General features: G+C 66.3%; 24 protein-coding genes. 10 read left to right on the top strand and 14 right to left on the bottom strand.

The window, feature by feature from the left end; translation table 11 throughout:
- The coding region (locus tag QMX85_RS18900) for an OB-fold nucleic acid binding domain-containing protein (protein ID WP_282343472.1) at positions 1-632 on the top strand (632 nt) is incomplete at its 5' end.
- 78 nt (positions 633-710) lie between these two features.
- On the opposite strand, the gene QMX85_RS18895 is transcribed toward QMX85_RS18900, so the two are convergent.
- Together QMX85_RS18895 and QMX85_RS18890 are read right to left on the bottom strand one after the other, a co-directional pair.
- Complete coding sequence (locus QMX85_RS18895; protein ID WP_255964468.1) at positions 711-833, bottom strand: hypothetical protein; 123 nt, start codon at positions 831-833, stop codon at positions 711-713.
- Positions 834-917: 84 nt separating this feature from the next.
- Complete coding sequence (locus QMX85_RS18890; protein WP_282343464.1) at positions 918-1,802, bottom strand: EamA family transporter; 885 nt, start codon at positions 1,800-1,802, stop codon at positions 918-920.
- A gap of 207 nt (positions 1,803-2,009) precedes the next feature.
- On the opposite strand from QMX85_RS18890, the gene QMX85_RS18885 reads away from it, so the two are divergent.
- The 4 genes from QMX85_RS18885 (at position 2,010) to QMX85_RS18870 (ending at position 3,682) form a co-directional block, all read left to right on the top strand.
- Positions 2,010-2,711 carry a YebC/PmpR family DNA-binding transcriptional regulator gene (locus tag QMX85_RS18885; RefSeq protein ID WP_282343461.1) on the top strand — a complete coding sequence of 234 codons (702 nt, stop codon included), beginning with the start codon at positions 2,010-2,012 and terminating at the stop codon, positions 2,709-2,711.
- A 13-nt stretch (positions 2,712-2,724) separates the two neighbouring features.
- On the top strand, positions 2,725-3,057 hold the full coding sequence (locus QMX85_RS18880) for a YajD family HNH nuclease (protein WP_282343459.1): 333 nt from the start codon (positions 2,725-2,727) through the stop codon (positions 3,055-3,057).
- A 53-nt stretch (positions 3,058-3,110) separates the two neighbouring features.
- Entirely contained in the window at positions 3,111-3,326 is a 216-nt protein-coding gene (locus tag QMX85_RS18875) for a DUF3820 family protein (RefSeq protein ID WP_090230076.1), read from the top strand.
- Between the two features lie 92 nt (positions 3,327-3,418).
- Positions 3,419-3,682 carry a hypothetical protein gene (locus QMX85_RS18870; RefSeq protein ID WP_282343456.1) on the top strand — a complete coding sequence of 88 codons (264 nt, stop codon included), beginning with the start codon at positions 3,419-3,421 and terminating at the stop codon, positions 3,680-3,682.
- Here QMX85_RS18870 and QMX85_RS18865 read toward each other — a convergent pair whose 3' ends face one another.
- A complete protein-coding gene (locus QMX85_RS18865) occupies positions 3,683-3,928 on the bottom strand; it encodes a DUF2789 domain-containing protein (protein WP_273228776.1) in 246 nt (81 codons plus the stop codon).
- 183 nt (positions 3,929-4,111) lie between these two features.
- Between QMX85_RS18865 and QMX85_RS18860 the strand changes: the two genes are divergently transcribed.
- Entirely contained in the window at positions 4,112-4,288 is a 177-nt protein-coding gene (locus QMX85_RS18860; RefSeq protein ID WP_090230081.1) for a hypothetical protein, read from the top strand.
- A 69-nt stretch (positions 4,289-4,357) separates the two neighbouring features.
- Here QMX85_RS18860 and QMX85_RS18855 read toward each other — a convergent pair whose 3' ends face one another.
- From QMX85_RS18855 to QMX85_RS18825, 7 genes are all read right to left on the bottom strand, one after another.
- Positions 4,358-4,657, bottom strand: a complete 300-nt coding sequence (locus QMX85_RS18855; RefSeq protein WP_282343452.1) for a hypothetical protein — start codon at positions 4,655-4,657, stop codon at positions 4,358-4,360.
- A gap of 15 nt (positions 4,658-4,672) precedes the next feature.
- Positions 4,673-4,825, bottom strand: a complete 153-nt coding sequence (locus QMX85_RS18850) for a hypothetical protein (protein ID WP_282343451.1) — start codon at positions 4,823-4,825, stop codon at positions 4,673-4,675.
- 98 nt (positions 4,826-4,923) lie between these two features.
- On the bottom strand, positions 4,924-5,112 hold the full coding sequence (locus tag QMX85_RS18845; protein WP_273228779.1) for a CsbD family protein: 189 nt from the start codon (positions 5,110-5,112) through the stop codon (positions 4,924-4,926).
- Positions 5,113-5,200: 88 nt separating this feature from the next.
- Complete coding sequence (locus QMX85_RS18840) at positions 5,201-6,193, bottom strand: lysylphosphatidylglycerol synthase transmembrane domain-containing protein (protein ID WP_282343448.1); 993 nt, start codon at positions 6,191-6,193, stop codon at positions 5,201-5,203.
- Complete coding sequence (locus tag QMX85_RS18835) at positions 6,190-6,969, bottom strand: polysaccharide deacetylase family protein (RefSeq protein WP_282343446.1); 780 nt, start codon at positions 6,967-6,969, stop codon at positions 6,190-6,192. The genes QMX85_RS18840 and QMX85_RS18835 overlap by 4 nt, the downstream gene beginning before the upstream one ends.
- Positions 6,962-8,077 carry a glycosyltransferase family 1 protein gene (locus QMX85_RS18830; RefSeq protein ID WP_282343444.1) on the bottom strand — a complete coding sequence of 372 codons (1,116 nt, stop codon included), beginning with the start codon at positions 8,075-8,077 and terminating at the stop codon, positions 6,962-6,964. Before QMX85_RS18830 ends, QMX85_RS18835 begins: the two co-directional genes overlap by 8 nt.
- Positions 8,078-8,303: 226 nt before the next feature.
- Positions 8,304-9,140, bottom strand: a complete 837-nt coding sequence (locus QMX85_RS18825; RefSeq protein WP_282343442.1) for a S1-like domain-containing RNA-binding protein — start codon at positions 9,138-9,140, stop codon at positions 8,304-8,306.
- A 267-nt stretch (positions 9,141-9,407) separates the two neighbouring features.
- On the opposite strand from QMX85_RS18825, the gene QMX85_RS18820 reads away from it, so the two are divergent.
- Positions 9,408-10,127 carry a TorF family putative porin gene (locus QMX85_RS18820; protein ID WP_282343441.1) on the top strand — a complete coding sequence of 240 codons (720 nt, stop codon included), beginning with the start codon at positions 9,408-9,410 and terminating at the stop codon, positions 10,125-10,127.
- Between the two features lie 2 nt (positions 10,128-10,129).
- Here the strand turns inward: QMX85_RS18820 and QMX85_RS18815 are convergent, their stop codons facing one another.
- Positions 10,130-11,248 (bottom strand): PQQ-dependent sugar dehydrogenase, encoded by a 1,119-nt coding sequence (locus tag QMX85_RS18815; protein WP_282343439.1) that lies wholly within the window; start codon positions 11,246-11,248, stop codon positions 10,130-10,132.
- Positions 11,249-11,360: 112 nt separating this feature from the next.
- On the opposite strand from QMX85_RS18815, the gene QMX85_RS18810 reads away from it, so the two are divergent.
- Together QMX85_RS18810 and QMX85_RS18805 are read left to right on the top strand one after the other, a co-directional pair.
- Positions 11,361-12,083: an rRNA pseudouridine synthase gene (locus QMX85_RS18810; protein ID WP_282343436.1), complete on the top strand. Its 723-nt coding sequence runs from the start codon at positions 11,361-11,363 to the stop codon at positions 12,081-12,083.
- 111 nt (positions 12,084-12,194) lie between these two features.
- On the top strand, positions 12,195-12,719 hold the full coding sequence (locus QMX85_RS18805) for a hypothetical protein (RefSeq protein ID WP_282343435.1): 525 nt from the start codon (positions 12,195-12,197) through the stop codon (positions 12,717-12,719).
- Here QMX85_RS18805 and QMX85_RS18800 read toward each other — a convergent pair.
- On the bottom strand, positions 12,697-13,641 hold the full coding sequence (locus tag QMX85_RS18800; protein ID WP_282343433.1) for an NAD(P)/FAD-dependent oxidoreductase: 945 nt from the start codon (positions 13,639-13,641) through the stop codon (positions 12,697-12,699). The two genes, QMX85_RS18805 and QMX85_RS18800, sit on opposite strands and share 23 nt — an antisense overlap.
- Before the next feature lie 82 nt (positions 13,642-13,723).
- Complete coding sequence (locus QMX85_RS18795; RefSeq protein ID WP_282343431.1) at positions 13,724-14,119, bottom strand: hypothetical protein; 396 nt, start codon at positions 14,117-14,119, stop codon at positions 13,724-13,726.
- Between the two features lie 140 nt (positions 14,120-14,259).
- On the opposite strand from QMX85_RS18795, the gene QMX85_RS18790 reads away from it, so the two are divergent.
- Positions 14,260-15,117 (top strand): DUF6279 family lipoprotein, encoded by an 858-nt coding sequence (locus tag QMX85_RS18790; RefSeq protein WP_282343428.1) that lies wholly within the window; start codon positions 14,260-14,262, stop codon positions 15,115-15,117.
- Positions 15,118-15,129: 12 nt separating this feature from the next.
- On the opposite strand, the gene mgtE is transcribed toward QMX85_RS18790, so the two are convergent.
- On the bottom strand, positions 15,130-16,572 hold the full coding sequence (gene mgtE, locus QMX85_RS18785) for a magnesium transporter (protein WP_282343426.1): 1,443 nt from the start codon (positions 16,570-16,572) through the stop codon (positions 15,130-15,132).
- Positions 16,573-16,649 lie beyond the last annotated feature (77 nt).

Genomic DNA, 16,649 nt, shown 5'->3' with positions numbered 1-16,649 from the left:
CCGCCGGGCCGTTCGCCGACGTCGCCGACCTGGTGCGCCGCGCCGCCCTGGATGCCCGCACCCGCGAACGCCTGGCCGATGCCGGCGCCCTGCGCGGCCTGGCCGGCCATCGCCACCGCGCGCGCTGGGCGGTCGCCGGGGTGGAAAAACAGGCGCCGCTGTTCGCCGGTCTGCCGAGCCAGGAGGACATCCAGGTGGCCCTGCCGCTGCCCAGCGTCGGCGAGGACCTGCATGCCGATTACGCCACCCTCGGCACCACCCTCGGCCCGCATCCGCTGTCACTGTTGCGCAGTGTCCTGCGCAACCGGCGCTGCCGCAGCTCGCGCGAACTGCCGGGCATCGAGCACGGCAAGCACATCGGCGTCGCCGGCCTGGTGATCGGTCGCCAGCGCCCGCAGACCGCCAGCGGCGTGGTCTTCGTCACCCTCGAGGACGAGTTCGGGATGGTCAACGTGGTGGTCTGGCACGACCTCGCGGAACGCCAGCGCAAGGTGCTGGTGGGGGCGCAGTTGATGCAGGTGGACGGCCGGCTGGAGTCGCAGAATGGCGTGCGCCACCTGATCGCCCGACGGCTGATCGACCTGACGCCGCTGCTCACCGGGCTCGACGTGCGCAGCCGCGACTTCCGCTGAACAGCCCGATACCCGGGCGCGCGCGAAACCCGCCCCGCAGAAACGACGAACCCGCCGGGAAACGGGCGGGTTCGCTGTTCATTCGCCGGGTTCGTCCACTTCCATGGGCTCCGGCTTTTCCGGTTCCTTGCGCGGCGGCGCCTTGGGAATGCTCGGGTCCTGAACGTCCGGGTCCGGCTCGGGTGCGTCGTCGATGTCCATGTTGCTCTCCTCGTTCGGCGTGGCGTGTACGCTTATTCGAGGCCGGGGGAACGCCAGCGTTCGCCCCGGTCATCGGCCGGCAACCTAGCGGGACGCCGGGCGTAGCAGCCCCGCGAGGCGCGCACCGAACACGTTGATCAGCAGGCCGAGCATCACCACCGCCGCACCGACGACCTGCACCGCACTGAGGTGCTCGCCGAGCAGCCAGGCCGAGGAACTCAGGCCGATCACCGGCACCAGCAGCGAGAACGGCGCCACCTGTCCGGTCGGATAGCGTGACAGCAGCCGGCTCCACAGGCCGTAGCCGAGGATGGTGGCGCCGAACGCCAGGTAGACCAGCGCCAGGATCGAATCCAGGCTGATGCCGCGCAGCGCGGTCTCGATGGTCTGCGGCCCTTCCAGCATCCAGGACAGCGCGAAGAACGGCAGCGGCGGGATCAGGCTGCCCCAGACCACCAGGCCGACCAGGTTCACCTTGCCGACCTTGCGCGTGACGATATTGCCCAGCGCCCACATCGACGCCGCGGCGATGGTCAGCACGAACCCGGCGAGGGTCATGCTGCGATCGCCCTCGGCGCCGATCAGGATCAGCCCGCCGGCGGCCACCACCAGTCCGACCAGGTTCGCCGGCCGAATCCGCTCGCTGAGGAACAGCGCGGCGAAGAACAGCGTGAAGAACGCCTGCGATTGCAGCACCAGCGAAGCCAACCCGGCCGGCATGCCGACGTACATCGCCGAGAACAGGAAGGCGAACTGGCCCAGGGAGATCGTCAGCCCATAGGCCAGCAGCCAGCGCAGCGGAATCTGCGGCCGCTTGATGAAGAACACCGCGGGAAAGGCCGCCAGCATGAAGCGCAAGGCGCCCAGCAGCATGGGCGGCAGGCCGTGCAGGCCAACCTTGATGACCACGAAGTTGAGGCCCCAGACGATGATGACGACGAGCGCCAGCAGCAGATCTTTCGGTGACATTTCGGACTCTTCTCAGGCAGCACGGGCAAGGCCGGCCATTAGAAACCATCCGCCACCCGGCCGACGCGATACAGTCGCCGGGCAAAACATCCATACAGCGCCGATTGTCCCTCCGCCGCCGCGACAGGTGCCGACGCGCACCGGGGCGAGCTAGAATTCGCGCCTGATAGCGGTGAACCTCCTTTTTACAGAGTTACGAGACCAGTCATGGGCGCACAGTGGAAAGCGAAACATAAGGAAGCGGCAGCCAACGCCAAAGGCCGTATCTTCGGCAAACTGGCGAAGGAAATCATGATCGCCGCGCGTAACGGCGCCGATCCGGACATGAACCCGCGCCTGCGCATGGTCGTCGAGCAGGCCAAGAAAGCCTCGATGACGCGCGAGACCCTGGAGCGCGCGATCAAGAAAGGCGCCGGCCTGCTCGGCGAAAGCGTGCATTTCGAGCGCACCACCTACGAAGGCTTCGCTCCCCACCGTGTACCGGTGATCGTCGAGTGCCTGACCGACAACGTGAACCGCACCGTGGCGGAAATCCGCGTGCTGTTCCGTAAGGGCCAGCTTGGCGCCAGCGGTTCGGTGTCCTGGGACTTCGACTACCTGGGCATGATCGAAGCCGCGCCGAGCGCCGCCGATGCCGACCCTGAACTGGCCGCCATCGAAGCCGGCGCACAGGACTTCGAGCCTGCCGAAGACGGCGCCACGCTGTTCCTCAGCGAACCGACCGACATGGACGCCGTGTGCAAGGCGCTGCCGGAGTTCGGCTTCCACGTGCAGTCGGCGCAGCTTGGCTACCGGCCGAAGAATCCGGTGAGCCTGTCCGGCGCCGAGCTGGAAGAAGTCGAGGCCTTCCTCGATGCGCTGGACGGCCACGACGACGTGCAGAACGTCTACGTCGGCCTGGCCGAGTGAGCCGGAGCACGCGATGAACAAGCCGCACGTCCCCTACGCCCAGCGCGAGCAGGGCTACCGCGAGAAAGCGCTGAAGATGTATCCGTGGGTCTGCGGCCGCTGCGCGCGCGAGTTCTCCGGCAAGCGGCTGAGCGAACTGACGGTTCATCACAAGGACCACAATCACGACAACAACCCGGAAGACGGCTCGAACTGGGAGTTGCTGTGCCTGTACTGTCACGACAACGAGCACTCGCGCTACACCGACAACCAGTACTTCGCCGAAGCCAAGCCCGGTGACAACGGACCCAAGCAGACCTTCAAGGGTCTCGCCGGCCTGGCCGACCTGCTGAAGAAGCAGAACTGATCGAACGGCGTACCGCTGGCGCGAGCCGGCGGTTCCTTCCTGCGAGCCCCGCGATGAAACCCGAAGACCTCCTGCTGCTGGTCACCCGCAGCATGCCCTACGGCAAGTACAAGGGCCGGCTGATCGCCGACCTGCCGGGCAACTACCTGAACTGGTTCGCCCGCGAAGGCTTTCCGCCCGGCGAGATCGGCCGACTGCTGCAACTGATGCAGGAGATCGACCACAACGGCCTCTCCGGACTGCTCACCCCGCTGCGCCAGCCGCGCTGAGCAACCGATGTCCTGCGCACAGGCGCGCGCCAGGCTCAGGTATAATTGCCCCGATTCCAGTCCTTCCCTTACCAGCGCCCCGCGGACCTGCCATGACTTCCAAGCCGACTCTCCCTCAGGACGACACGTCCGCCCCAGAAGCCAAGGACAGCGTGCAAGCGCAAGGTGAGGAAATCACTGCGGCAGAAAGCCGAAAGCCGGGTTCGATCCCGGCTTTCGGTTTCCCGTTCGCGATGGCTGAGCTGGCGAAGTCGAGGAACGACAAGCCGTGGTATCAGAAGTCCAACAGCAGCAACCATGACAAGACGCCCGGTCCGGCTCCGCGGGGAACCCGCCGGGCGATGGGCAAGCGCTGATCAGCTCTTGGTTTCGTGAAGACGCGCGTTGAGCTCGTCGACCACGGGCGCCCACTCGGCATCCTCCAACAGCAGTTCCTTCAGCAAGCGTCCCTGGTTCTCCGTCCAGAACGGCGCCTCCGAGACCTTCACGTCGTCCGGCAGGGGCGCGTGCTGGCCGATGAAGGCGTCGATGGCGGCCGGATCCGATTCCAGGCCCAGTTGTTCGAACAGCGTACCGAGGTCGTGAAATCCTGGCAGTTCCATGGTAAGTCTCCAATGTGGGTGGCTGATGAAGGTGAGACCCTTCGCGGCCGGGAGAGATTCAACCGCAGCGTGCTGCAGCGTGCTTCAGCCCTCTTATCGAACAATCGCTATTTAGTCGCCCCTAGTTTGCTCATTTTGTGTACAATGTTCGGCCGACTACGCATCGAAGAGGTTTAGAACAGCATGAGCAAGGTAACCGCCAGCAAGGCCAAGAATGCAGCCGCTGTTGAAACTCGTGAATCCATCGACGCTCAAGTCAAAGCGTTCCTCAAAGCCGGTGGTGAGATCCAGCAAGTGGCCAAAGGCGTCAGCGGTCAGGTATGGGGCTCTTCGCGCCAGATCAGCCTGGGCAAGAAGTAGGATTGCTCCCTGGGGCCTCGTTCGAGGCCCCGCTATCACCACGCGTCACCCTCCCCGCTCCACTCTCCGCTACAGATCGTCCACCAACGCCTTGCCCCATTTCACGCCGGCGACACCCGCCTGTTCGATATTTACGAAGCTCTGCTCGGGATCGCGCTGAAGGTCGACGACGACATCCGCGCCCTTGACCACTTCCACGCCCATCGCCCAGGCCGGCGGAAGCGTCGACTCGACGTATCCGGTGAGATGGACGATGACCGTATGGCCGCGGTAGCGGAACGCATGGCTATGGGCGACCGGCCTCGCTTTCGGCGACGGGCGCAGTTCCGGTGCCTCGAAGTACAGCGTTTCGGCGCGGGGAAGCTTCATCGATACGCCCATCGGTCAGGGTGAAACCGGGTCGCTGGCCGGAAAGGAGTCTTCCAGCGCTTTATCGAGTTTCTCGTCCTTCTCGTGCTTTGGCGCTTCGGCCGGCTCGTGGGTGGATGGCTTTTTCTGATCGCTGTCGTTGATCGGCTGCGACGTAGTGCTGTTCATCGTGCGTACCTCTTGTCTTCGGATGACGCCCCCGTTGTGAACGCCAGAAACGCGAAGGGCCATCTGCGATGGCCCTTCGTTGTGCTCGGCATGCCCGATCAGAGATTGCCGGCCTTTTTTACGGCGTCCTTGGTTTTGCCGACGGCAGTCTGAGTTTCGCCTTTGGCTTCCTGCAGCTTGCCTTCGCCTTTCAGGCGGCTGTTGTCGGTCGCCTCGCCTACACCTTGCTTGACCTTGCCCACGGCTTCGTTGGTCTTGCCTTTGATCTTGTCGGTAGTGCTGCTCATATCATCACTCCAAGTTGGTAGGTACATAAAAACTGACTGCTGCGTCAGTTGTGGAGTTCGAAGAACCTGACGACCGGCATCGCCTCCTCTAAGAGGAACGCGAGCGCATCAGGCGTTCCAGCAGCGGCCTGCCGGCCAGGTGAAGGAACACCGGCGCGCCAGCGATCAGGTAGAAGTAGTAGGTCACCGCGCGCCAGATCAGGATCGCGGCCCCCGCGGTCGACTTTCCCACCATCGGCGCGAGCAACGCGGCGGACGCCAGTTCGGCGCCCCCCGCGCCGCCGGGCAGCAGGCTCAGCTGACCGGCGGTGAGCGCCAGCATCTGCACCAGAAAGGTCCAGGCCCAGGGAATCGCATGGCCCAGCCCGGCGAGGGTCAGGTACAGCACGCTGTAGCGCAGCAGCCAGTGCGCGGCGGTCAGGGCGAAGACGCCTAGCAGCACCCGCGGCGGGCGGCGCAGGCTGGCGCGCAGCGCGTTGCGAAACGCCAGCAGCTTGCGCGCCAGGTGCAGCCGCCGACGCGCATCGATGCCGACGCGCCCGGCGAGCCGGCCGAGGCCGCGCAGTGCGCCGTGGTGATAGCGCCCGAGCAACGCCAGCGCCAGCAGCACGCCACCGAGCAGCGCCGCGCTGCTGCCCAGCAGCCAGCCGACACGAGCGTTGAAGGCGTGCGACAGCGCATAGGCGAGGATGCCGAGCAGCGCGCAGACGAACACCAGCAGGTCGCTCAACTGGTCCACGGTATAGATCGCCGTGCCTTGCGCCGGGCGTACGCCGCGGCGCATCAGCAGTGCCATCATGGTCAACGGGCCGCCAGCACCGCCGGGGGTGGCGCAGATGGCGAACTCGGTGGCGACCACCACGCCCAGCGCCTGGCCATGACCGATCGGGTGATCGCCAAGAAGCAGCCGCAGGCGCAGTGCATTGAGGTTCCAGCACAGCAGGATCATGCCGAACATCAGCGCCAGCGTGCCGCCCGGAAACGCCCGCAGGCGCTCGAACAGGCCGCTGCCGCCGAGCAGCAGCGGCACCAGCGCCGCAGCCAGCAGCGCGCCGAGCAGCAGCCACAGGCTGCGACTCATGCCGCCGCGCTCGTCGCTCGAAGCCGGCTTCGCAGCCAATCGATCTTGGTGGTCGGCACGCGGCCCTCGTCCATCAGCCGGCGCAGCAGGTCGAGCCAGTAGTCACGGGAAAAGCCGTGGCGCATGTCCACCGGATGCAGGCCGAGGCGCAGCAGCGGCGCATCGCGATGCTCACGCAGCGACCGCTCGCTGATCAGCCGCGACATGCCACGCCGCCAGGCGCTGCGGGCGCTCCAGACCAGACCAGGAGCGTCGATCGGAGTGTGCTCGGGGAGCAGATAGAAGTGCTGCGGGTCGCTGGTATAGCTCAGGCCACTGGAGCTCAGCGCCTCGCGGGTGCCAGGGCTCATCAGCCAGGCCGGCGCGACGAACCCGTGCAGCGGCCAAGCGTGTCGGTGGAACAGCGTCATGCCCTGCTCCAGGCGTTGCTGCGCTTCGGACCGATCCAGCGCATAGAACTCGCCTTCCCAGGTGTAGACCCGGCGCATGAACCAGTCCTTCGGGGTACGCGGCTTCGGCGCGTCGTCGCAATGGTAGAAGCCATGCAGCGCCAGCTCGTCGCCACGCGCCAGCCGCGCGTCGAGCAGGCGACAGAATTCCGGATGCGCATCGAGGGCGTTGCGGTGGTGGAAGTCCGGCACCACCAGCCAGGTGATCGGAATCGGCCCCAGCGCTGTGCGGCCCAGCGCGTCCACTGCCTCGACGAAGGGCCGGTAGTCGGGCCAGGTTTCCGGAGCCACGTCGTGCAGCACCAGCATCAGGCTGCGCTCAGCCATTGGCGGCCATCGGCAATTCGAAGGTGCCGAGCACCGCGCGGTAATGAGCGAGCAGCCCGGCCACCACGGCGTCCCAGGAATACTGCGTTTCGACCAGTTGCCGCGCCCTGGCACCGAGCACCCGGGCGTCCTCCTCGAACAGTTCGCGCACGGTGCTGGCCATCGCGACGGCGTCGTTCGGCGCGCACAGCCGGCCGCCCTGCGAGGTGACGATCTCCGCCAGCGCGCCGGCGCGCACGGCCACCACGGGAATGCCGCTGGCCATCGCCTCGAGCGCCACCAGGCCGAAGGTTTCCTGGTCGCCGGCATGCAGCAGCACGTCGCTGCTGGCCATCAGCCGGGCCACCTCGTCGGCCGGGCGGAAGCCTTCCAGCACCGTGACGTTGTCCGGCACATGGCGCGGCATGTTCGATCCGACCAGCAGCAGGTGATAGGGCGAGCCCAGGCGGCGCGCGGTTTCCAGCAGCACCGGCAGGTTCTTCTCGCGCGAGCCGCGGCCGGCGAAGATCATCAGCCGGGTGTCCTCGGCCAGGCCCAGTTCTCGCCGCAGGTTGGCGTCGCGGCGTTGCGGCCGGAAGGTCTGCAGGTCGACCCCCAACGGGCGCACGTGCACGTCTCGCACACCGAGGCGGCTGAGCTTGTCGGCCATCACCTGGCTGGGCGCGAGGACCCGGTCGAAGCTGCGATAGAGCCGCGCGACGTAGGCCTCCATGTTGGTGCCGATCCACGGGCCGAGGCGGTTGCAGGCCAGCAGCGGCAGGTCCGAGTGATAGAAGCCGATCACCGGCACGTCGAGCTGGCGCCCGGCGTCCAGCGCCGCCCAGGCGGTCATGTATGGATCGCCCACTTCGATCAGGTCCGGCCCCAGCGTGCGCAGCAGGTTGCGCCAGGGCGCGCGGCGCACCGGGAAACGATAGCCCTTGCCAAACGGCAAGGCGGGGGCAGGCACCTGGTAGATACCGTCGGCCTGCTGGTACGCGGGGCCCGGAATCAGCACGCTGTGCTGCACATCGGGATGAAGGCGCAAGCGGCGATGCTTCGCTTCCAGGTAGGTGCGCACGCCACCGCTGGCGGGCGCATAGAACATGGTCATATCGGCGATATGCAAGGGTCGGCTAGCTCCATTCGATTTCGCTCCACAATCAGGGGCGTGCAGCGCAAGCCAGTGCCTGAGCCGCGGTCGCCCAAAATGGACCGTTACAAAATGAAGACGTTCGACGCAGCGCTCAGCGGCGAGCGCGGGCCAGCAGGCGGCGAATGGCCGGAGTGGCGGACCGCGACGGGGGGCAATGAGGCTACCGCCCGAGCGGCCAGGACCGGGGATCGAACCGCCGTCACGGCAGTTCGATGCGGTCTTCTAGGATGCGGATCAGGCCCTGCTTGTAGAGGCCGCCGATGGCCTTCTTGAAGTTGCCCTTGCTCACGTTGAAGCGCCGGGTGATCTCTTCCGGCGAACTCTTGTCGCTCAGCGGCAGCACGCCGTGGTTGTCGCGCAACTGGCGCAGGATCTGCTCGGCAAGGCTTTCGGCGGCCTTCTCGCCCACCGGCTGGAGGCTCAGGCTGATCTTGCCGTCGTCGCGCAGCTCGCGGATGAAGCCCTTCTCCTGCATGCCGCTGCGCAGGAACTTGAATGCCTCGTTCTTGTGGATCAGCCCCCAGTGCTGGCCGTTGATGATCGCCTTGAAGCCCATGTCGGTGGCTTCGACCACCAGCAGGTCGACCGCCTGGCCGACGGCATAGCGCGGCGGCGTCTTGTCCAGGTAGCGGTCCAGGCGCGCGGTGGCGGTGATGCGCCGGGTCCGCTTGTCGAGGTAGACGTGCACCACGCAATAGTCGCCGACCTGCAGCGGGCGCTTCTCTTCCGAGTGCGGCAGCAGCAGGTCCTTGGGCAGGCCCCAGTCGAGGAACAGTCCGACACGGTTGATTTCCACCACCTTGAGGCTGGCGAAACCACCCACCTGTACCTTGGGTTTCAGGGTGGTGGCGATTACCCGGTCGTCGCTGTCCAGGTAGACGAAGACGTTCAGCCAGTCGCCGATATCGGTCGGTTCACCCTTGGGAACGTAACGGTTGGGCAGGAGGATTTCGCCGTCCGGCCCGCCATCCAGGTAGAGCCCAAAGTCGGTGTGCTTGACCACCTGAAGAGAATTGAAACGCCCGATGAGTGCCATGTCGTGTGCCTTGATGCGCCAGGCCGCGCATTCTACCCGCAGCGCCTGCCGGCGGGCTGGAATTTCCCCCCTTGAGCGGGGGATTGACGAACGGCGGTTCGCCGAGGACGCCTTAGCTGTTAAAAGGTGCGCGGGGAGGTCTGGAATGCGGCTTTGCGCCGCACCAGCCGATCAGTGGACACGGAGCCTGGGCTCTTCCTGCGGTGGCTGGGCGCTGACACGAGCAGCGTGACGAGTCACTCCTTTGATTCAAGAGGAGTGCGCGACATGCGTGAATCTTTGCTTTTTCTTACGCTGTGTCTGGGTGGTTGTGCCTCGCAGCTGCAGACCACCAACATCCAGCGCGAGGTCGGCGATTTCGACCTCAAGCTCGGCTCGGCCCCGACCCGCAGCATGGCCCAGGGCCTGGTCAAGCCGCAGACCAGCGGCCAGGTGCACGGCGGTTTCGACCTGACCCACAGCAGCGGCTGGTACCTCGGCCAATGGGCGCCGGACCTCGCCCCGGAGCAAGGCGAGCAGCTGGAAATGGAAACCTACGCCGGCTTCAAGCACCCGGTGGACGATCACTTCGGCTACGAACTGGGCACCCTGCTCAACAGCTATCCAAGCGTCGGCCAGATGGAAATCGAGGAGTATTACGGCGGGCTGACGGTGTTCGGCCATCGCTTGGGCGCGTCCTTCAGCCTCGACCCCGGCCGTCAGGACCGCACCCTACTGGCCAACTTCGACCTGCAGGAATCGCTGGGCTTCCAGGTGATCGTGAAGTACGGCAACCATGTGCTGCAATCGCCCGTGGCACTGGCCGACGGCGCCAACGTGCGCGTGTTCAACGACTGGTCGGTGAACCTGAGCCGCCCCTGGCTGGGCTTCGACCTCAACCTGTCCTACAGCGCCTCCAGCCTGAGCGACGGCGAGTGCTCGGCCTATTCCGGCTTCAACACCCGCTGCGACGGCGCCATGCGCTTCCAGGCCTCCCGCCCGCTGTAGCGTTACTCCAGGCCGACCTTCAGCAGTTGCCCGTCGGACGCATCGGTGAGCAGGTAGAGGTAGCCATCCGGTCCCTGGCGGACGTCGCGGATGCGGCTGCCGAAGTTTTCCAGCAGGCGTTCCTCGCCAACCACCTTGTCGCCCTCCAGCTGCAGGCGGATCAGGTAGCCGCGCAACGCGCCGATGAACAGGCTTTGCCGCCATTCGGGAAAGCGCGGGTGGTCGTAGAAGGCCATTCCGCTGATCGCCGGCGACTTCTCCCACACCTGCAGCGGCGGCTCGGCGCCTTCGACGAACTCGCCGCGGGCCTCGGGGATCGGCAGCAGGCTGTAGTTGATGCCGTGCGTCGCCAGCGGCCAGCCGTAGTTCTTGCCGGCGGCCGGGACGTTCACCTCGTCGCCCCCGCGCGGGCCGTGCTCGTGGGTCCAGAGGGCGCCGCTCCAGGGGTTGATCGCCGCACCCTGCTGGTTGCGATGCCCGTAGGACCAGATTTCCCCGCGCACGCCGGCCTGGCCGACGAAGGGGTTGTCGTGGGGCACGCTGCCGTCCGCGTGCAGGCGCACCAGCTTGCCTTGCAGCTTGTCGAGGTCCTGGGCGGTGGATCGCTGGTTGTTCTCGCCCAGGGCGATGAACAGGTAGCCGTCGCGATCGAACACCAGCCGCGAACCGAAGTGCTCCCCGGTGGAGAGCTTGGGCTGCTGACGGAAAATCACCTGGAAGTCCTCCAGGCGCGAACCGTCGCTCGCCAGGCGACCGCGCCCCACCGTCGTCCCGGCCTTGTCCTCGCCCGCCTCGGCGTAGGACAGGTAGACCAGACGGTCCCGGGCGAAATCCGGCGACAGTGCCACGTCGAGCAAGCCGCCCTGCCCGCGCGCGAAGACCTCGGGTACGCCGCCCAGCGGCGCGGACAGGCCGGACTCGCCGAGCAGGCGCAGGGTACCGCCGCGCTCGGTGATGAGCATGTCCTTGCCACCGGGGAGAAAGGCCAGCGCCCAGGGGTTTTCCAGCCCCCCGACCACCTCGACCACGCTAAGCTCGCCGCCTTCGGGCGCCTGCGCGGCCGCCTCCGTGGCCCACAGCAAGGCGCCGCACAACAGCGGCAGGAGGGTTCTTGGCATCATGCAACTCGTCCTCTGGATGAACATCCCGCGAACAGTCTGACCGCTGCGCCAGGCATTCCGCGACGAATCACATAGCCGGTTACAATCCCCCACCGTCTCAAGAGCCCAGACCATGACCGAACCCGTGCGCCTCTCCAAACGCCTCGCCGAACTGCTGCCCTGCTCGCGCCGCGAGGCCGAACTCTACATCGAGGGCGGCTGGGTCAGCGTGGACGGCAAGGTGGTCGAGGAACCGCAGTTCAAGGTCGAGGCCCAGCGCATCGAACTGCTGCCCGATGCCGTGGCTGCGCCGATCGGCTTCGCCACCCTGCTGCTGCACAAGCCGGCGGGTTACGGCATCGGTTCGGGCGCCAACTCCGTGCAGCAACTGCTCGGCGCCGAACACCACGCCGCCGACGACAGCTCCGGGCAACGCCCGGTGAAAAAGCACTTCCTCCGCCAGGAGCTGCTCACGCCACTGGAAACCGATGCCAGTGGACTGGTGATCTTCAGCCAGAACCACGGCGTTGCGCGGGCGTTGAAGGACGACGCCGCCAAGCTCGAACAGGAATTCATCGTCGAGGTGAGCGGCACGCTGATCGAGAATGGCCTGAAGCGCCTGAACCGCCCGCAAAGCTACAAGGGCCAGCCGGAAACGCCGCTGAAGGTCAGCTGGCAGAACGAAACGCGCCTGCGCTTCGCCCTCAAGGCGCCGCAACCAGGGCAGATACGGCACTTGTGCGAGGCGGTGGGCCTGCAGGTGGTGGCGATGAAAAGGATCCGCATCGGTCGCGTGGCGATGGCTAAACTGCAGCCGGGGGAATGGCGCTATCTCAAGCCCGACGAGCGTTTCTGAGGCCCGTCCTGGAACCCTCGGCGCAGAGCGCCAGCGTGGCGAAACAGCGAACCGCATGACCTTCGCGCAGTCGAACCTGCGGTCAACGCAGCACATGGGGACACAAGAAGAATGAAGAAATGGATTGTCCTGGCCGCCTCGCTCGGCCTCGCCGGTTGCAGCTCGTCGATGTGCGACAGACCGTGGAGCCGCTCCGACTGCCAGACCGAGCGCCTGCTCTACCAGAACGATCTCCTGCAGGCGAAGATTCTGGTCGGCTCAGGCGATCTGGAAAGCCTGGAACTGGCCGAGGCGTTGCTCGATCGCGCCGCGCGCGACGACCAGACCGGCGAAACCGCGTTCTACAAGGCCGTGCTGCTGATCCGTCTCGGACCGCAGCCGGACGAAGTTCTCAAGCTGCTGGAGAAGGCCGTCGCCAAGGGTCATCCGCATGCCACCGCGCTGATGTACAAGATCTACTCCGAGCCCTACCTGATCAGCGAGGCCGACCCCGAACGGGCTGAGGAATACCGCGCCGACTACGCCAACCTGGACGTGGCGAAAAGCGGCTATCCGTCCTTCGAGCGCGCACTGGCGCTGGTCAACGCGCTGGTCACGCCGCCGCCCGAAAGCCTCACGCCTGTCGATCCCCAGTAACTTCGCGCCCGCAGGCAGGCCGGCTCCAGGGGTTGGCCTCGAGGCTGTTGTGGATCGCCGTCGCCGCCTGCGCCGCCTGGCCGGTCGCCGTGCTCACCTGGTGCAGCGCCGAAACCACGTCGCCGGCGGCATAGAGCCCGGGCACGCTGGTGCATTGCTGGCGGTCCACCCGCAGCGCCCCGCTCTCGTCACAGACGGCTCCCAGCCTGATCGCCAACTCCGAGCGCACCCGCGATCCCAGCGTGGGATAGACCATGTCGAAGCACAGCTCCTCACCCTTGCAGGTGAGCAGGATGACCTTGTCGTCCTCGATCCGCATGCGATCGACACGGTCGCCGATCATGCGAATGCCGTAGTGTTCGGCGAGTTCCAGCGCCTGCGCGCAAGCGTCGTTTTCGCCGTGGGCGATCACCGTCACCCGGTCGGTGAAGGTGCGCAGGAACACCGCGTGGCGGATGGCGCATTCCGCCTCGCCATAGACCGCCACGTCGTCGCCATCGACCTCATAGCCGTCGCAGATCGCGCAGAGGCGCACGCGCGCCGCGCGGATGGCGTCGTAGGGTTCTTCCAGCTCGGGCGGCAGCTCATCCTCGATGCCGGTGGCCAGTAATACGCTACGCGCCTGCAACCGGCTGCCGTCGGCCAGCTCGGCCTCGAAGTGCAGGTCGTCCCGGCGCTGCAGGCTGCGTACCTGGGTGTGCAGGGTTATGGCGCCATAGCCATCGACCTGCTGGCGGAGAAGGGACAGCAGGTCGATGCCGGAAATGCCGGGGGGAAAACCCGGATAGTTGTGCGACAGCGGGATCAGCTCGGCGCGGCTGGCGCCGCCGTCGACCAGGCGGATGTCGCGATGAAAGCGCGCAAGGTAGATCGCCGCGGTGAGCCCGGCAGGACCTGCGCCGATGATCAGGCAGTCGATCATGGCGCACCGCCCGATGCGCGCCCTGGCCGTGCTTCGGCCGGTTTGCATCCGCTCATGGGAATTCCTCGAGGTAGGCCGCCGCTCAGCGCGCGGCGACACGGGCCAGTGCATCGCTGAAGGTTTCCTCGCTCAGCGGCTGGTACGACTCGCTGGTGCCGCCGAGCACTTCGTCGAACAGCGGTTGCAGCCGCCGCCAGCGCGCCCCGTCGTCCAGCCAATCGAGCAACTGCGAACCCAGCGGGGTGATGGCAAAGATCCACGCCTCCTCGTCGAATGGCAGCGAGGCGCGGATGAAGCCGTTGCTGGCCAGCGCCTCGCCTACCGCCAGGATCGCCCGGATGACTTCGGGGTCATCGGCGCGCGTGCCGATGCGCGCCCCCACCACGACGCTGGCATCGTGGAAGCCCAGGAGTTCATCGCGTCTTGCGATCCTCAGCAGGTCGCGGATCGTCGCCCAGTCGGCGGTGAAATCGGTCATCGATAGACTCCAGATAAACGGTGATCATCCCTAACTGACCGTCTCCAGCGGGCATCGCTCGTGCCAGTGGTCGGCTCGCAGGGCGAACTGCGAGGCGCTCTTGCGCCTCTGATGAGGTGTCACGGACAGAGACTGCCTCCATGCGCCCTGCTTATCGACACGCGTTCCTGCTGGTGCTCGCCAGCGCCCTGCTGCTGCAGAGCTGTACCCGCATCGGCCTCGCCTACCGCCATCTGGACCGGCTGATTCCTTGGTCGGTGAGCGACTACCTGGACATGACCCCGGAACAGCGCAGCGCTTTCGACAGCCAGCTGCGCGAACAGCTGAGCTGGCACTGCAGGACGCAGCTACCGGGCTATCTCGCCTGGATGGACAAGGTTCACGCGATGGTCGCCGAGCGGCGGGTCAGCGAACCCGAGCTGCGCGCGCGGCTGGCGGAGGCGAAGCTGGCGGTGGCCACGGTGGCGGAGGAAATCACCCCGTCGACGGTGGAGATGCTGCGCGGCCTGAACGACGAGCAGGTCGAGGAACTGGCGACGTCCTTCGCCGACGACCGCCGCGAGCGCAGGGAGAAGTACCTGGACGTGCCGCTGCAGGAGCAGATCGACGAGCGCGCCGAACGCATGCGCAAACGCCTGGAAACCTGGATGGGGCGCCTTAGCGAGGCGCAACGGCAACGCGTACGGCTGTGGTCGAGTTCGCTAGGCGAGCAGAACCAGGCCTGGCTGGAAAACCGCGCGCGCTGGCAGGACGAACTGCTGATCGCCCTCGAACAGCGCCACAGCGCGGAGTTCGCCGGACGGATCAAGGTGCTTCTGCAGCAGCGTGAAACGCTATGGACGGAGAGTTACCGCCAGGCGTTCGCGGCCACCGAACAGGCCGGGATCGACCTGTTCGTCGACCTGATGGCGACCGCCAGCGACACCCAGCGCGCCACGCTGCTCAAGCGCGGCGCCGCGTTGCGCGAGGATTTCGCCGGGATCAAATGCCAGGATTGAAGACGCGGGAGGTCAGAGCAGGAAGAGGGTCGCCAGGCCGAGGAAGATGAAGAAACCGCCGCTGTCGGTCATCGCGGTGATCATCACGCTGGCGCCCATCGCCGGGTCGCGGCCCAGCCGCGCCAGGGTCATCGGAATCAGCACGCCCATCAGCGCGGCCAGCAGCAGGTTCAGCGTCATCGCCGCGGTCATCACCACACCCAGCGACCAGCTGCCGTAGAGCGCATAGGCGACCGCACCGATCACCCCGCCCCAGACCAGCCCGTTGACCAGCCCGACGGCCAGCTCCTTGCGCAGCAGACGCTGCGTGTTGCCGGTGCCGACCTGATCCAGCGCCATCGCGCGGACGATCATGGTGATGGTCTGGTTGCCCGAGTTGCCGCCGATGCCGGCAACGATCGGCATCAGCGCGGCGAGCGCCACCAGTTTCTCGATCGAACCCTCGAACAGGCCGATCACCCGCGACGCGATGAACGCGGTGATCAGGTTGATCGCCAGCCAAGACCAGCGGTTGCGCAGCGATTTCCAGACCGAGGCGAAGATGTCTTCCTCCTCGCGCAGACCGGCCATGCTGAGGACTTCGCTTTCGCTCTCCTCGCGGATCAGGTCGACCATCTCGTCGATGGTCAGGCGGCCGATCAGCTTGCCGTTCTTGTCCACCACCGGGGCGGAAACCAGGTCGTAGCGCTCGAAAGCCTGGGCGGCGTCGTAGCCGTCCTCGTCCGGATGAAAACTCACCGGATCGTTGGCCATCACCTCGGCGACCTGTTTCTCCGGGTCGTTGACCAGCAGCCGCTTGACCGGCAGCACGCCCTTGAGCACGCCGTCGTAATCGACCACGAAGAGTTTGTCGGTGTGGCTCGGCAGTTCCTTCAGGCGGCGCAGGTAGCGCAACACCACTTCCAGGCTGACGTCCTCGCGGATGGTGACCATCTCGAAGTCCATCAGCGCACCGACCTGGTCCTCCTCGTAGGACAACGCCGAGCGCACGCGCTCGCGCTGCTGCGCATCGAGGGTTTCCATCAGCTCGTGCACGACGTCGCGCGGCAGCTCCGGCGCCAGATCGGCGAGTTCGTCGGCGTCCATCTCCTTGGCCGCGGCGAGCAACTCGTGATCGTCCATGTCGGCGATCAGGTTTTCCCGGACGGCATCGGAAACTTCGAGGAGGATGTCGCCGTCGTTCTCGGACTTGACCAGTTGCCAGACGGTCAGACGGTCGTCGAGCGGCAGCGCTTCGAGGATGTGGGCGACGTCGGCGGGGTGAAGCTCATCGAGCTTGCGTTGCAGCTCGGCGAGGTTCTGCCGGTGCACCAGGTTTTCCACGCGATCGTGGTGCATGCCTTCCTGACGGTGCGTCAGGTCTTCCACCAGCTTGTGCCGGTGCAGCAGATCGATCACCTGCGCCAGGCGATCCTGCAGGCTTTCTTGCGGTTTCTTGATTTCTACTTCGTTCATGGCGCACTCCCCCCCCAGCAGCGGCGCGCGCCAAGGGTTCAATCGGTCATGTGATCGGCGAAACGGGCTTTTAAGCG

The organism is Pseudomonas sp. PS02288, from assembly GCF_029959715.1.
GTDB classification, from domain to species: domain Bacteria; phylum Pseudomonadota; class Gammaproteobacteria; order Pseudomonadales; family Pseudomonadaceae; genus Pseudomonas_O; species Pseudomonas_O kuykendallii.
This window is presented reverse-complemented; position numbering and strand designations above follow the sequence as displayed.